The 14,765-nt window shown below is 64.1% G+C and carries 17 protein-coding genes; 9 read left to right on the top strand and 8 right to left on the bottom strand.

All coding sequences use genetic code 11. The annotated features are described in order from the left end of the window. Positions 1-202 precede the first annotated feature (202 nt). The 3 genes from AACH87_RS21430 (at position 203) to AACH87_RS21420 (ending at position 2,191) form a co-directional block, all read left to right on the top strand. A complete protein-coding gene (locus AACH87_RS21430) occupies positions 203-895 on the top strand; it encodes a TerC family protein (RefSeq protein ID WP_338796584.1) in 693 nt (230 codons plus the stop codon). 317 nt (positions 896-1,212) lie between these two features. Then, on the top strand, positions 1,213-1,641 hold the full coding sequence (locus AACH87_RS21425; RefSeq protein WP_338796583.1) for a DUF3717 domain-containing protein: 429 nt from the start codon (positions 1,213-1,215) through the stop codon (positions 1,639-1,641). 244 nt (positions 1,642-1,885) lie between these two features. Then, complete coding sequence (locus AACH87_RS21420) at positions 1,886-2,191, top strand: hypothetical protein (protein WP_044395146.1); 306 nt, start codon at positions 1,886-1,888, stop codon at positions 2,189-2,191. Positions 2,192-2,264: 73 nt separating this feature from the next. Here AACH87_RS21420 and AACH87_RS21415 read toward each other — a convergent pair whose 3' ends face one another. Together AACH87_RS21415 and purB are read right to left on the bottom strand one after the other, a co-directional pair. Further along, positions 2,265-2,825, bottom strand: a complete 561-nt coding sequence (locus tag AACH87_RS21415; RefSeq protein ID WP_338796582.1) for a YaeQ family protein — start codon at positions 2,823-2,825, stop codon at positions 2,265-2,267. A 101-nt stretch (positions 2,826-2,926) separates the two neighbouring features. Continuing rightward, a complete protein-coding gene (purB, locus tag AACH87_RS21410; RefSeq protein WP_338796581.1) occupies positions 2,927-4,306 on the bottom strand; it encodes an adenylosuccinate lyase in 1,380 nt (459 codons plus the stop codon). A gap of 127 nt (positions 4,307-4,433) precedes the next feature. Between purB and AACH87_RS21405 the strand changes: the two genes are divergently transcribed. From AACH87_RS21405 to aroQ, 6 genes are all read left to right on the top strand, one after another. Next, the gene (locus AACH87_RS21405; protein ID WP_338796580.1) at positions 4,434-5,051 is read left to right on the top strand and encodes a glutathione S-transferase N-terminal domain-containing protein; all 618 of its coding nucleotides are present in this window, start codon (positions 4,434-4,436) and stop codon (positions 5,049-5,051) included. A gap of 93 nt (positions 5,052-5,144) precedes the next feature. Then, entirely contained in the window at positions 5,145-5,870 is a 726-nt protein-coding gene (locus AACH87_RS21400) for a TetR/AcrR family transcriptional regulator (RefSeq protein ID WP_338796579.1), read from the top strand. Between the two features lie 175 nt (positions 5,871-6,045). Continuing rightward, entirely contained in the window at positions 6,046-6,657 is a 612-nt protein-coding gene (locus tag AACH87_RS21395) for a TRAP transporter small permease (RefSeq protein ID WP_338796578.1), read from the top strand. Positions 6,658-6,725: 68 nt separating this feature from the next. Beyond that, positions 6,726-8,006 (top strand): TRAP transporter large permease subunit, encoded by a 1,281-nt coding sequence (locus AACH87_RS21390; RefSeq protein WP_338796577.1) that lies wholly within the window; start codon positions 6,726-6,728, stop codon positions 8,004-8,006. 84 nt (positions 8,007-8,090) lie between these two features. Beyond that, the gene (locus AACH87_RS21385; RefSeq protein ID WP_338796576.1) at positions 8,091-9,095 is read left to right on the top strand and encodes a TRAP transporter substrate-binding protein; all 1,005 of its coding nucleotides are present in this window, start codon (positions 8,091-8,093) and stop codon (positions 9,093-9,095) included. 181 nt (positions 9,096-9,276) lie between these two features. Continuing rightward, on the top strand, positions 9,277-9,720 hold the full coding sequence (aroQ, locus tag AACH87_RS21380; protein ID WP_338796575.1) for a type II 3-dehydroquinate dehydratase: 444 nt from the start codon (positions 9,277-9,279) through the stop codon (positions 9,718-9,720). Between the two features lie 38 nt (positions 9,721-9,758). Here the strand turns inward: aroQ and AACH87_RS21375 are convergent, their stop codons facing one another. The 6 genes from AACH87_RS21375 to AACH87_RS21350 are packed head-to-tail and all read right to left on the bottom strand — an operon-like array spanning position 9,759 to position 14,762. Next, positions 9,759-10,220 carry a nuclear transport factor 2 family protein gene (locus AACH87_RS21375; RefSeq protein ID WP_338796574.1) on the bottom strand — a complete coding sequence of 154 codons (462 nt, stop codon included), beginning with the start codon at positions 10,218-10,220 and terminating at the stop codon, positions 9,759-9,761. Positions 10,221-10,244: 24 nt separating this feature from the next. Beyond that, positions 10,245-11,027 (bottom strand): SDR family NAD(P)-dependent oxidoreductase, encoded by a 783-nt coding sequence (locus AACH87_RS21370; RefSeq protein ID WP_338796573.1) that lies wholly within the window; start codon positions 11,025-11,027, stop codon positions 10,245-10,247. Between the two features lie 8 nt (positions 11,028-11,035). Then, positions 11,036-11,578 carry a DUF3833 domain-containing protein gene (locus AACH87_RS21365; protein ID WP_338796572.1) on the bottom strand — a complete coding sequence of 181 codons (543 nt, stop codon included), beginning with the start codon at positions 11,576-11,578 and terminating at the stop codon, positions 11,036-11,038. A 47-nt stretch (positions 11,579-11,625) separates the two neighbouring features. Next, a complete protein-coding gene (locus tag AACH87_RS21360) occupies positions 11,626-12,933 on the bottom strand; it encodes an MFS transporter (protein WP_338796571.1) in 1,308 nt (435 codons plus the stop codon). Positions 12,934-12,948: 15 nt separating this feature from the next. After that, a complete protein-coding gene (locus tag AACH87_RS21355; RefSeq protein WP_338796570.1) occupies positions 12,949-13,503 on the bottom strand; it encodes a chalcone isomerase family protein in 555 nt (184 codons plus the stop codon). Positions 13,504-13,508: 5 nt separating this feature from the next. Beyond that, on the bottom strand, positions 13,509-14,762 hold the full coding sequence (locus AACH87_RS21350; RefSeq protein ID WP_338799053.1) for a cyclopropane-fatty-acyl-phospholipid synthase family protein: 1,254 nt from the start codon (positions 14,760-14,762) through the stop codon (positions 13,509-13,511). Positions 14,763-14,765 lie beyond the last annotated feature (3 nt).

Raw genomic sequence — 14,765 nt, 5'->3', positions numbered from 1 at the left:
TCTTGGTATTTTTCAAATACCCATTCCTGTCAAAGGGAAAAAGTTCCCGCCTGTACGAACAATTACGCATAGGTCAAAGGGATTTACCTGCCTACACTCACCGCCCATGGCGGCGAAGGTGCCGCCTTCCTCTTTTCTGGGGTCCGGATGTCTGTTTGTGACCTGGGCGCCTGGAATGCCACCTCTCAGGACGGAGACAACCATGGAAATTCTTTCGAGCCAGGAATTCTGGATCGGCCTGGCCCAGATCATCTGGATCAACATCATCCTCTCGGGCGATAACGCGGTGGTGATCGCGCTGGCCGCCCGCAGCCTGGAACCCCGCCAGCAGAAGCTGGCCATTTTCTGGGGCACGGCCGCAGCGGTGGTGCTGCGCGTGGTGCTGACGGTGGTGGCAGTCAAGCTGATGCAGCTGCCCTGGTTGCAACTGGTGGGCGGCGTGCTGCTGCTGTGGATTGGCGTGCAGCTGCTCAACGAGGGTGGCGACGAAGAAGGCGAGGAAGACCACAAGCAAAGTGGCCTGATGGCCGCCATCCGCACCATCCTGGTGGCTGACCTGGTGATGAGCCTGGACAACGTGATCGGCGTGGCCGCTGCTGCCAACGGCAACATGGTGCTGCTGGTGCTGGGCCTGGCGATCGCCATCCCCATCGTGATCTTCGGCAGCACGCTGATGATCAAGGTGATGACCCGTTTCCCCATCATCGTCACGCTGGGTGCGGCGCTGATCGGCTGGGTAGGTGGCGAAACCATCGTGTCCGACAAGATCATCGAGCCCATGATCCCTCACCATTCCGTGGGCTTCTACGCCGCCGCCGTGGTGGGTGCTGTGCTGGTGGTGGCGATTGGCAAGTTCCTGCAAAGCCGCAAGGAAGCAACGGCCACCCCAGCCTGATCAGGTAGAACCCTTGGGCGGGCCATGGCCCGCTGCCCCCATCCCCGCCCGGCCTCGGCCCCGGCGGGGATTTTCTTTTGGGGGCCCAAAGCTTGGAAAACGAATGGGCTCAACGCGCCATTGGGCGTCTCACGCCTTGTCGGAGCCTGATTTCCGTATTTGGGCAAAAAGTAGGCGCGTGCCAACTTTCGGATAAAGGCCATGTGCGCCACAGGCCGGTGGGTGGCGGCTATCATCCACCCCCCGTTATCGCGCCGCCTGCTCGGCGGCCCGGCTGCTGGCATTTTCCGGCGGCAATGCGGTGTGCCTCCCCTCCCATGACTGCCATCCACATCACTGACATCGAAGCTGCCATCAACCACTGGCGCCAGCGTGCGCCCGCTTGCGATCGCATGGGCCTGTCGCCCCAGGTGCAGGCGCTGGCCGAGGTATATGCGCTGATGGTGTACCGCCACGAGGATGCGGTGGAGGAGGATGCCCTGCCGCTGGATGCGCTGTCGGCATGGATGGGCTGGTACGACACCACGCCCGACACACCTTGCATCGCCATTTGCTCTACCAGCCAGGGGGACGACCTGTGCAAGGGCTGTGGCCGTACCTTTGATGAGGTGCAGCACTGGCCTGCCATGAGCCCGGCGGACAAGCGCCAGGTGTGGCGGCGCATCACGCTGGAGCACTCGGCCTGGCGCTTCAACCGCTATGCCGAGCGCGCGGCGGAAGGCGCTTCCAAACCGCCCGCGGTGTAGCCCGCTGCCCCTCTGCGGGGTTCCCTAGGGATGTCCTGCAGATGTCCTGCATAACCCTCGCGAGGCGGTGGTAGTGCGGATCGGGAGGGGCCGCAAGGCGTCTTTGTGCGGCCAATTGCCGAGCTATTGGCAAGAAAAGCAACGCAGCGGACTGCCCGAGACCGCGCTATCACAGACCGCAGGGAGCTATGCAGGTCATCCCCAGGGGCTGTACGCGAGGCAATCAAACCGCTATGGTGATCCCATGCTGCGCCTGACCCAAGCCCCCAACATCGCCATCGCCACGCTGTGGGCCGATTTGCTGTGCGAAGCGGGCATGACCGCCTCGGTGCAGCGGCAATATTTAGGGGCTGCGGCTGGGCACCTGCCCCCGGACCAGTGCCTGCCTGAAATCTGGCTGGATTACGACGAGCACGCCCCCCGTGCACGCGCGCTCCTGCAGGAGCTTCAGGACTTGCCACAGCGCCGCTGGGCATGCCGGTGCGGGGAGATTGTCGAGGGCGGGTTTGAGCAGTGCTGGCAATGTGGCGCGCTGATGCCGCGCGACTGAGTTATTGCTATTGATTCGATAGCTGCTGGCGCTTATCTGTAGGGCGCTAAAAGGCTTTTTGACTGATATTACGTCACTTCCAGCGCACAGGCTCCAGATGCACACTGCCCAGGTTGCTGCTCAGGGTCAGCGCGCCTTCTTGCACGGTGGCCTGCAGTTGCATGCTGCGTTCGGCCATGGCGGCCATGGCTTGCGATGCTTCGGTGGGGATGCGCCACACCTGCAGCTTGTCCAGCCGCGTCAGCTTGGTCTCGATGCCCTTCCACCACACTTCCGAGGCGTGGTTGAAGCAATACACCAGCACCGAGTCCGCCTTGCTGCAGGCCTTGGTGAGAGGTTTGTCTTCGGGCTGGCCCACTTCGATCCACACGCGCTTGCGGCCCGTGAAGTCGGTCAGCGATGCGTCCGGATCGTCCGGGTCTGACAGGCCCGCGCCAAAGGCCAGCGTGCCATCGCCCTTGCACAGCGTCTGCAGCTGGTGTGCCTGCAGGGCCAGTGCGGCCAGCCGCACCATCATGCGCTCGTCGGTCTCACTGGGGTGGCGCGCCAGCGTGAGGGCGTGGTCGGCGTAGTAGCCGTTGTCGATGTCGGCGATGGACAGGTTCGCCTTGAAGATGGTGGATTTGAGGGCCATGGCTGTATCAAAAACAAGAGCTGCCAGCGCAAGCTTTTGCTTGCTTTGGCAGCTCTGGAGGTGTCAAAAGCCCGTGCAACAAGCGCAGGCAGCTATCATTTTTATACGCGGCGTGCCAGCTCGGCCGCCTTGCCGGTGTAGCTGCCGGGCGTCATGACCAGCAGGCGGTCTTTCTCGGCCTGCGGGATTTCCAGCGACTGGATCAGCGTGTGCAGGGCTTCGGCGGTCACGGTCTTGCCGCGGGTGACTTCCTTGAGCTTTTCGTACGCACCGGGCACGCCAAAGCGGCGCATCACGGTCTGGATGGGTTCGGCCAGCACTTCCCACGAGGCGTCCAGGTCGGCCTGCAGGGCTTCTTCGTTCAGCTCCAGCTTGTTCAGACCGGTGAGCAGGGAGGCATAGGCCAGCGCCGCGTAGCCCAGCGCCACGCCGATGTTGCGCAGCACGGTGCTGTCGGTCAGGTCGCGCTGCCAGCGGCTGATGGGCAACTTCTCGGCCAAGTGCTTGAGCAGCGCGTTGGCCAAGCCCAGGTTGCCTTCGGCGTTTTCAAAGTCGATGGGGTTGACCTTGTGCGGCATGGTGGACGAGCCTATCTCGCCCGCCTTGAGCTTTTGCTTGAAGTAGCCCAGGCTCACATAGCCCCAGATGTCGCGCGAGAGGTCGATCAGGATGGTGTTGGCGCGGGCCACCGCGTCAAACAGCTCGGCCATGTAGTCGTGCGGCTCGATCTGGATGGAATAGGGCTGGAAGGTCAGGCCCAGGCCCAGGGGCTCGGGGGTCTCTACCACCTTCTTGCTGAAGGCTTCCCAGTCAAAGTCAGGCCAGGCTGACAAGTGGGCGTTGTAGTTGCCCACCGCGCCGTTCATCTTGCCCATGATCTTGACGGCGGCGATCTTCTCGCACGCGGTTTGCAGGCGCACCAGCACGTTGGCCATTTCCTTGCCCACGGTGGTGGGGCTGGCGGTCTGGCCGTGCGTGCGGCTGAGCATGGGCACGTCGGCGTAGTTGTGCGCCATCTCGCGCAGCTTGAGCATGATGCGGTCCAGGCCCGGCAGGATGACCTGGTCGCGGCCGGAGCGGATCTGTAACGCGTGGCTGGTGTTGTTGATGTCTTCGCTGGTGCAGGCAAAGTGCACAAATTCGGCCGCTTTTTCCAGCTCGGGGCGGGCTTCGAACTTGCTCTTGATCCAGTACTCCACGGCCTTCACGTCGTGGTTGGTGGTCTTTTCGATTTCCTTGATGGCGGCGGAGTCGGCCTCGGAAAAATTCTTGACCAAACCCAGCAAGTAAGCGCGTGCTCCGGTGGTCAGGGGCTTGAATTCGGCAAAACCCGCATCGGACAGGGCAATGAACCACGCCACCTCAACCTGCACCCGGCGGTGCATGTAGCCGTGCTCGCTCATGATGGGGCGCAGCGCGGCAAGTTTGGGGGCGTAACGGCCGTCAAGCGGCGAGAGGGCGGTGATGGTGGACAGGCTCATGGCGCGTCATTGTAGGTGGATGGCTGGCGCAACACCCGTCAGGCACGGGTGAGCGGGTGTCGATAGAATCGCGTCCCCGGCCGGTGCGAGCGGTTTTGCGTGCCGGTATTCACTTCCTGCCTTACCCATGAAACTGATCGGATCCACTACCAGCCCCTACGTGCGCAAAGTCCGCATTGTGTTGGCCGAGAAAAAGCTCGACTACCAGTTCCTGCAGGACAACGTCTGGGGAGATGACACCACGGTGTCGGCCTCCAATCCGCTGGGCAAGGTGCCTTGCCTGGTGATGGAAGGGGGCGAGGCCGTGTTCGATTCGCGGGTGATTGTGGAATACCTGGACACGTTGTCACCCGTCGGCAAGCTCATTCCTGCCTCGGGCCGCGAACGTGCCGAAGTCAAGACCTGGGAAGCCCTGGCCGACGGTGCCATGGACGCAGCCATCCTGGCCCGCATGGAGTCCACCTGGGCGCACCGCACGGACGAGCAGCGCTGCCAGGCCTGGATCGACCGCCAAATGGGCAAGGTGAACGCGGCGCTCAAAGCCATGAGCCAGGGCCTGGGCGACAAACCTTATTGCAGCGGCATCCACCTGAGCCTGTCTGACATTGCCGTGGGCTGCGCCCTGGGCTGGCTGGAGTTCCGCTACCCCGACATCGCCTGGCGTGCCGAGTACCCCAACCTGGGCAAGCTGCTGGACAAGCTGATGCAGCGCCCCAGCTTTGCGGAGACCAAGCCCGCAGTGTGACGGGGGCTTCGTATGGCGGCTCCGTACAGGGGCCGCGCCTTCGGGTAACCCGGTAGGGGCCGGCCGCAGATATTGCCTTATGCTATATCTGCTATGAACGAACTGGTTAGAACCCCCTCTGCGCCCGAGACGGCTGTGCCCCGGCGCAGGGCTGCGCGGTCGGCTGCGGCTGCAGCTTCCGGCCCAGCAGCGCCCGAGCGCGTCCGCGTCAACGACCCGGACCGCACCATGGCCAACATCCTGGAAGTGGCCACCGCCGAATTTGCCGACAAGGGGCTGGCCGGAGCGCGTATTGATGAGATTGCTGCGCTGACACACACCAGCAAGCGCATGATCTATTACTACTTCGAGAGCAAGGAAGGCCTGTATCTGGCCGTTCTTGAAGAGTCGTATCGCCGCATCCGGCAGATTGAAACCTCCCTGCGCCTGGAAGACATGGAGCCTGAAGCCGCTCTGCGCGCCCTGGTGGGTTTCACTTATGACTACCAGCTGGGCAACCCGGACTTCATCCGCCTGGTGATGAACGAGAACATGCACCGGGGCGAGTTCATCCGCCGCTCCACCACCATCCAGGAGCTGAACGTGCCCGTCATCAACGCGGTGCAGGCGGTGTACGAGCGGGGTGTGGCTGCAGGCGTGTTCAGGCCGCACATGGACCCGATTGATCTGCACATGTCCATTTCAGCCCTGTGCTTCTTCAACGTGGCCAACCGGCACACCTTCAGCGCCATCTTCAAGCGCTCATTTGACGAGGCAGAGGCCATTGCCAAGCGGCGCGAGTCCATCATCGAGATGGTGGTGCGTTTTGTGCGCTGCTGACGTGATGTCCGTGTGACCACCCGAGGCCAGTTCCATGCTGGCCTTTTTTGTTTCTGAACATCGGATTTCCCTGAAGGCTGGGCCTACCCCAACCCAAGGGTTTGCACCGATGATTAAAACTAACCAGTTCGTACAAAATTCCTCCGGCAAACGATAACGTTGACTGGAGACAAAGATGTTCGATATCGCAGACCGCCTGTTGCGAGGCTACACGCGGGTACTGGACGTGCTCGGTGGCCTGTTCCTCGCCATCATGGTGGTGCTGGTCTTTGGCAACGTGGTGCTGCGCTATGCCTTCAACTCGGGCCTGACCATGTCGGAAGAGGTGTCGCGCTGGCTTTTCGTCTGGCTGACCTTCATGGGGGCCGTGGTGGCCCTGCGCGAACACGGGCACCTGGGCACGGATGCCTTGGTTTCGCGCCTGCCCCGCGCGGGCAAGAAAGTGTGCCTGGTGATGGCCCAGGTGGCCATGCTGTACGTGTCCTGGCTGCTGCTCAAAGGCAGCTGGATACAGGCCGAGATCAACTGGGACACCGAAGCCCCGGTCACGGGCGCTTCCGTGGCCATCTTCTACGCCAGCGGGGTTCTGCTCGGTGCGTCTTCCATGGCCATCCTGCTGCGGGACCTGCTGCGCACCCTGTTCACCCAGACGAGCGACGGTGAACTCGTCATGGTGCAGGAGAGCGAAGAGGTTGCGGCCCTGGAGCAGCGCAACCTGGGCGACGTTGCACCCCACTTTGCCCATGGCCCTGGTGAGTCAGACGAAGCCAGGAAAGACCGTTCCTGAACCCAGGTTCGGCACGCCCCCGCCCCTTCTCTTTCTCAGCCCTGTTTCACTTTTCCGGATCGCACGCCATGACCGTCGCCATCTTCCTCGGATCTTTGCTCGTGGCCATGGCCATTGGCATCCCGATTGCCCACTCCCTTCTCATCAGCGGCATTGCCCTGATGTGGCATCTCGATCTGTTTGACGCGCAAATCCTGGCGCAGAACGTCATCAACGGGGCCGACAGCTTCCCGTTGCTGGCCGTGCCCTTCTTCATGCTGGCGGGCGAGATCATGAACGTGGGCGGCCTGTCCAAGCGCATCGTCAAGCTGGCGCTGGCCGTGGTGGGCCATGTGCCCGGCGGTCTGGGCTACGTGGCCATCATGGCAGCCGTGATCCTTGCTGCCGTGTCGGGCTCAGCTGTGGCTGATGCGGCCGCCCTGGCCTCTCTGCTGCTGCCCATGATGGTGGCTGCAGGGCACGACAAGGCGCGCTCTGCGGGCCTCATTGCCTCGGCCGGGATCATTGCACCCGTGATCCCCCCTTCCATCGGTTTCGTGATCTTTGGCGTGGCCGCCAACGTGTCCATCAGCAAGCTGTTCCTGGCAGGCATCGTGCCCGGCATCATGCTGGGCGTGGCGCTGGCGGGCACATGGTGGTGGCTGGTGCGCCGCGAAAAAGTGGCCCCACCACCCCGCGCCAGCCGGGCAGAAATCTTCAAGGCCTTGCGTGAGTCCGTCTGGGCCCTGGGCCTGCCTGTCATCATTCTGGTGGGGCTGCGCATGGGCGTCTTCACACCGACCGAGGCCGCGGTGGTGGCTGCCGTCTACGCCCTGTTTGTGGCCATGGTGGTGTACCGCGAACTGAGCCTGGGCCAGCTGGCCGAGATCTTCCAGGCATCGGCCCGCACCAGCGCGGTGGTGATGTTCCTGGTGGCGGCCGCCATGGTGTCGGCCTGGCTGATCACCGTGGCCGATCTGCCCAGCAAGGTGATCGGCATGCTGGAGCCCTTCATGGGCAACCAGACCCTGTTGCTGGTCGCCATCATGGTGCTCGTGATGATTGTGGGCACCGCCATGGACATGACCCCCACCATCCTCATCATGACCCCCGTGCTGATGCCGGTGGTCAAGGCTGCAGGCATCGACCCCGTCTACTTTGGCGTGCTGTTCATCATCAACAACGCCATCGGTCTCATCACCCCGCCGGTCGGTACGGTGCTGAACGTGGTGGCGGGCGTGGGCCGCGTCAGCATGTCTGATGTGACCCGTGGCGTCATGCCCTTCATGCTGGCCCAGTTTGCGGTGATGTTCCTGCTGGTGGCCTTCCCGTCCCTGGTGATGGTGCCGCTGCGCTGGCTGGGCGGCTGAGAAGCGGCTCGCTGACGTCTTCTCACTCCAACGCCTTCCCCTGTTTACCCATGGCCCCACGGCCATACTTTCAAGGAGCCTTTCATGACCCTGTTGAAATCCCTGCTGGCCACTGCACTGGTCGCTGCATCGCTGATCTCGGGGGCGCACGCCCAGGAGCGCACCATCAAGTTCGCCTTCCAGAACCAGAAGGACCATCCCCAGGCCCAGGGCGCGCAAAAGTTTGCCGACCTGGTGGCTGCCAAGAGCGGCGGCAAGATCCAGGTCAAGCTGTTCCCTGGCGGCACGCTGGGTGGGGACCTGCAAACCGTGTCGGCCCTGCAGGGCGGTACGGTGGAGATGACGGTGCTCAACGCAGGCATTCTTTCGGCACAGGCCAAGGAATTCGGCATCTATGACTTCCCCTTCCTGTTCGCCACGCCGCAAGAAGCCGATGCTGTGACCGACGGCCCCTTCGGCAAGAAGCTGCTCGACAAGCTCAAGGCCAAGAACCTGGTGGGCCTGGCCTACTGGGAGCTGGGTTTCCGCAACGTCACCAACAGCAAGAAGCCCATCACCAAGGCCGAAGACCTGGCGGGCCTGAAGATCCGCGTGATCCAGTCGCCCATCTACATCGACATGTTCAACGCCCTGGGTGCCAACGCCGTGCCCATGCCTTTCCCCGAGCTGTACACGGCGCTGGAGCAGAAGGCGGTGGACGGACAGGAGAACCCTGTCACCACCATCCTCTCGTCCAAGCTCAACGAAGTGCAAAAGCACCTGGCCATCACGCGCCACATGTACAACCCGCAGGCGGTCATCGTCAGCAAGAAGTTCTGGGACGGCCTCTCGCCCGCAGAGCAAAAGCTGATCAACGACGCCATGGCCGAAGCCACCACCTTCCAGCGTGGTGTTTCGCGTGTGCAGTCCGATGTGGCGCTGGACCAGCTCAAGAAGTCGGGCATGCAGGTGACAGAGTTCCCGGCTGCAGAGCTGGACAAGCTGCGCGCCAAGATGAAGCCCGTGATTGAAAAGCACAGCGAAAAAGTGGGGGCCGAAACCGTGAAAGAGGTGTACGACACCCTGGCCAAGCTGCGCGCAGCGAAGTAAGCCTGCGTCAACGGCCAGCCGCAGCGAGCCTGCGGCGGGGCCCTACCCCTACTCCTACCCCGACACCAGAGACAGCGCACCCTGCCTTCTCTGGTGTTGTCGTTTTTGCTGCAGCAGCACTGGCAGTTGCACTGACAATGCAGTATCCCTGCGTCTCACCCTTCACTTCAATCCACACGCCATGAGCATTCTTCTTCTGAACGGCCCCAACCTGAACCTGCTGGGCACACGCGAACCCCATATCTACGGCGCAGACACACTGGCAGATGTAGAGCGCCACTTTGCGGCAGAAGCTGCCAGGCTGGGCACCACCGCCACCTGCTTTCAAAGCAACCACGAAGGCCACCTGATTGACCGCATCCATGCCGCCCGGCTGGACGGCACGCGCGGCATCGTCATCAACCCCGGTGGTCTCACCCACACCAGCGTGGCGCTGCGTGACGCGCTGTCAGGCGTGGCGCTGCCCGTGGTGGAGGTGCACATCAGCAATGTGCACAAGCGCGAAGAGTTTCGCCACCACTCCTACATCTCGGGCATTGCCGACGGCGTGATTGCAGGCCTGGGCATTCAGGGCTATGAAATGGCGCTGCACTACCTGGTGCGCAAGCTCGCCAAAGCGGGTTGACGCCAAGGCAGCGTTGGCACTACGGCGCTTTTCGTGATCTAGCTGTTGGCGCGCCGCTTGAGCCAGCGCATCAGCCCGCCCACCACAGGCAGCTTTTCGTACAGCTCCTCGGCGGCGTCCCAGTAGTCGCGGTGCAGGGTGATGCGCCCGGCATCGTCCAGCACCAGATGCGATGCGCCGCGCACGGTTTGCGTCACGCCGGTGTGGAAGTTCTTGAAGGCGAACAGAAAGTCCCAAGTCAGAAAGCACTGGCTGCCCTGCACCACGCGGCCTGTGACCACAAAGCGCGGCTGCTCCAGCGCCTCAAACATGTGGCCGAAGATGCCCTCGATGGACGCAATGCCCTGCACATCGTTGAATGGGTCCTTGAAGCGTGCGCCGTCTGCGTAGAAGTCGCCAATGCGCCCAAGGTCTGCGGGCGACAGGGCTTCAAAAAACGCGACGATGCGGGTGACGGCGTCTTCCGTCGATAAGGCGGCGGTGGAGGCGGAAGGTGGCATGGCAAAAGGGCCTTGAAAAGGTTCTCACAGCCCGGTAAAGCGGCGTACTGCCGGAAAGTACCACCGATAGGGCAGCAGGCGCAGCAGTTTCATCACGCGCGTGAAGCGCTTGGGAAAGTGGATGTCAAAGTGGCCACGTTCCCAGCCCTGCACGATGGCGGCTGCGGCGGCCTCGGGGGTGATGAGGGCGGGCATGGTGAAGTCGTTGCCCGCCGTGAGCGGTGTGGCCACAAAGCCGGGGTTGATCACGCTCACACCCATGCCCAGTGCGTGCAGGTCCATGTACAGCGCCTCGGCCAGGTTGATGAGAGCGGCCTTGGTGGGGCCGTAGGCCAGGCTTTTGGGCAGGCCTCTAAAACCCGCCACACTGCTGATCACGCTCAGGTGCCCCGGCTTGCCTGCGCGGGCGGATTCGATCATGGCGGGCAGCACGCCTGCCAGCACCCGCAGTGCGCCGGTGTAGTTCACTTCCTCGTGCCGCAGGGCTTCCGTCAGGTCGAAATCGGTGGCGCGCATGTCGCGGTAGTGGCCCGCGCAGTAGCACACCAGGTCCAGCGTGCCGGTGGCCAGCACCTGCTGGGCTGCGCTACGCACCAAGGCCGCATCGGCCGTGTCCAGCGGCACGGCCATGCTGCCGGGGTGGGCGGCCACAAAGTCCTGCAGCGCCTGCGCATTGCGGGCAGAAACGATGACCTGCGCACCCCGTGTATGCAGCAGGGCCGCGGTGGCGCGGCCAATGCCGCTGGACGCGCCCACCAGCCAGACGCGGCGGCCGTGCCAGTGGGAAATGGGGGGGTTGAGGCTCATGGCGTGGCTCAGGTGCGTTTGGTGAACGACAGCGTGATCTCGCCCAGGCGAAAGCCGAACTTGCTCATGGTGGCGCGGTTAAGCATCACGCGCTCGTCGATCAGGTACATCCAGTCGTCCAGGTCCACGTGGTAGACGGTGCCGTCCACCGGCAAGGCCAGGGTGTAGTTCCAGCGAAAGGCGTTGCCCTGCGTCTGCCCGCTGGCCGTGCCGACCACATCGTCGGCGGTGCCGGTGTAACGGCCGTCGGCATGTTTGGTCAGCCGCCAGATGCGCCGCTGTGTGGTGCCGTCCGAATAGGTGAAGGCTTCGTCCAGCACGCCTTCGTTGCCCTTCCAGCTGCACTCCATCACCACCGTGAAGCGTTTGACGATCTGGCCGCTGCGGTCCTGGAAGATGCCGTAGGCATCCACCGTGCCGTTGAAGTACTGCGCCAGGTCCAGCACGGGCTTTTCGCTGGCATAACCGGCCAGGTTCTGGCTGGCGCATCCGGTCAGTGCCACCAAGGGCGTGGCCGCAGTGGCGGTCAGAAGGGTTCGGCGTTGAATCATGGGAATGCCTTGGCGATGGATGGGAAGCAGGATGGGATGAAGAACGGTCACGGGGCCTGAAACGCTGCGCTGCCCGGCGTGCGGCGCACCACCAGCACATACAGCGCGGCCGCCGCCGCCAGCTTGAGGGCGCAGGGCAGCACGGCGTAGGCCAGGCTCAGCGTCTGCAGGCCCGCCTCGCTGCGGGTGCCGGGGGTGTAGCCCAGCAGGGCCAGCAAGGGCAGGGCCAGCCCGGCAGCCAGGGCCAGGTTGAGCTTGGTGGCAAAGTTCCACCAGCCAAAGTAGGCACCTTCGTGGTGTCCGCTGTCGCCCTCGTAGGCAATCACGCCCGCCAGCAGCGCGCTGGGCAGGGCCAGGTCGGTACCCAGCGCCACACCGGAGAGCGCGCACACCACGGCAAACGCGATGGCATCGCCTGCGCCCAGAGCGGCCGTCCAGGCAAACACGGCCACGGACAGCACCATGCCCGCCAGCCAGGTGCGCGCCAGCCCCAAACGGCTCACCGCCCGCAGCCACAGCGGTATCGACAGGGCTGCGCAGACAAAGTACGTGCCCAGAAACAGCGGCTCTTGTGCCGCCGGGGCCTGCAGCCGGTCTTGCACAAAGAACAGCACCAGCGTGGCCGGTATGGCGCTGGCAATGCCGTTGAGCATGAACACCGCGAGCAGCCGCCTGAACGCGGGCCTGCCCCAGGGCCGCCACAGGCTGGCGTGCTGGGCGGGGTGGTAGATGCCGGGGGGCTCGCCCCCCTGGGCACCTGGCCGGGGCGCGCACGCCCAGGCCCACCACCCCAGCAGCAGTGCCACGGCAAAAGCGCCCAGCATGGCAGGCAGGCCCAGCAGCGTGGGCAGCAGCGATGCCAGCACCACCCCCACCAGGGCCGCCCCCTCGCGCCAGGCCACGATGCGGCTGCGCAAGGCCTCGTCTCCGCCCAGGCGCGCCCCCCACGACTGGTGGGCAATGCTGAGCTGGCTGTAGGCCAGATAGGTGACCAGCAGGCACAGCAAGGCCCACCAGGCCAGCGCCTGCTCACCCCGCACGGGCGGGAAGAACAGCGCCGCCATGCCCAATGCCAAGGCCACTGCAGATACTGCCCCCACGCCCAGCACGGTGCGTGCAGAGTGGCCAAAGAGTCGGTCACTCAGCCGCCCGAGCAGCGGGTCGGTCGCCGCATCGAACAGCCGTGCGGCCAGTAACACCGCCCCCAGCGTGGCCAGGGGCATGCCGTAGGCGCGTGCGTAGTGGTTGGGCAGCAGCACATACAGCGGCAGCGCCACAAAGGCCAGCGGCAGGCCCAGCAGGCCATAGGCCAGGCCCTCGCGTGCGGGCAAGCGGCTGGCGGCTGGGTGGTTCATGGCGATCATGGCGATCTATTGGCCACCGCTGGTGGTGCGGCTGGCCACCAAGGACTGGCGCAGCGCAGGTTCTGACGTGTTGGGCGAGAGCCAGATGCCGAAGAACAGGCGGGCAAACTCGGGGTCTGCCACCTCACCCACCACCTTGCTGCCCAGGCGGAAGACCGCACCGCTGCCCGGCTGGTACAGGCCCGTCAGGGTGTCGCCCGGCTTCACATCGGGCAGGGCCGTCTGCAGGGCGGCCTGCCAGCGCTCGGCCTGCTCGGCGCTGAAGGGGCCTACACGGCGCATTTCTTCGATGGAGCGCTTGGCAATGGCCTGCGCGGTGAAGTTGCGCTGGTAGGTCAGTGCCAGCGCCAGGGGCTGCTCGGCATAGCGCTCGGGCGCAAAGCCGGGGCTCACCCACAGCCGGGCCTGGTACACCTCCAGCCCAAAGAAGCGCATGGTGCCCTGGCCTGCCAGCACGGTGCCGGGCAGGGGCGGGGCATCGCTGCCCTGTGCGGCCACAGGGTTTACATAAAAAATGGCTGTAGCGCACGTCAATAAAGCGCGGGCAGCTATCTTTTTCATAGTATTCACCTGATGGCCGTGGCGTTCCAGGCAGCGCTGTCGTTGACCAGCGTGTACTGCACCAGGTCGATGTTCTGCATGGCGAACGCGGCTTCGCAGTAGGCCAGGTAGAACTCCCAGATGTGCATGAAGCGCTCGTCAAAGCCCAGCTTCAGGATCTCAGCGCGCTGCGCCAGAAAGCGCTCGCGCCAGCGCTTGAGGGTTTCGGCGTAGTCCTGGCCAAAGGCAAACTCGTCCACCACGCGCAGGCCCGCGGCCTCGGCCTCGCGGCGGAACTCGCGCGGGCACGGCAGGCAGCCGCCGGGGAAGATGTATTGCTGGATGAAATCGGTGGAGCTGATGTAGCGCGCAAACAGGTCGTCATCAATGACGATGCTCTGGATGCAGGCCTTGCCGCCCGGCTTGAGCAGGCGCTTGATGGAGGCAAAGTAGGTGGGCCAGTATTCGCGCCCCACGGCTTCCACCATTTCAATCGAGCAGATGGCGTCGTACGGGCCGTCGTGGATGTCGCGGTAGTCCTGCAGGCGCAGGTCGGCGTGCTGGGCCACCCCTTGCTGTTCCATGCGCTTTTGCGCGAAAGCGAGCTGCTCGGTGGAGAGCGTCACGCCCGTGAGGTCTGCGCCGAATTCCACCGCGGCCATCTCGGCCAGTGCGCCCCAGCCGCAGCCAATCTCCAGTACCCGAGAGCCCGGCTGCACGCCCGCCATGCGCAGCGCGCGGCGCACCTTGGCGTGCTGGGCGGTGCTCAGGTCGCCACCCGCATCGCCCTCAAACCAGGCGGACGAGTAGTTCATCGTGTCGTCCAGCCACAGCTCGTAAAACGCATTGCCCAGGTCGTAGTGGGCATGGATGTTTTTCTGGCTGTTGGCCTTGGTGTTGCGGTTGAGCAGGTGCTTGATGCGGTACAGCAGCCGCCCGGCCCAGGTGCCATAAATCACGGCCTCGACCTGCTGGCGGTTGGCAATGAAGAGCTTGAGCAGGTCGGTCAGGTGCGGCGTGGTCCAGTCGCCCGCGATGTAGCTCTCGGCAAAGCCGATGTCGCCCGACTTGAGGGCGGCGCTGCACACGTTCCAGTTCTTGAGTGTGATGGCAGCAGACGGGCCGCCGCCTTGGCCAAAGTGCTGCAGCGTGCCGTCGGGCAACTGCACCGTGAGGTGGCCGTGCTGCAATCGTTGCAGCAGCTTGAACGCAGTGCGCGCTGCGGCGGGGGTGCCTGCGGGCAGGGTCAGGGCAGAGCGTGGGGCGGTGGTGGAGTTCATGGC

The organism is Acidovorax sp. DW039, assembly GCF_037101375.1.
Taxonomy (GTDB): domain Bacteria; phylum Pseudomonadota; class Gammaproteobacteria; order Burkholderiales; family Burkholderiaceae_C; genus Acidovorax.
The sequence above is the reverse complement of the archived record's forward strand: the minus strand, read 5'-3'. Positions and strand labels throughout refer to the sequence as shown.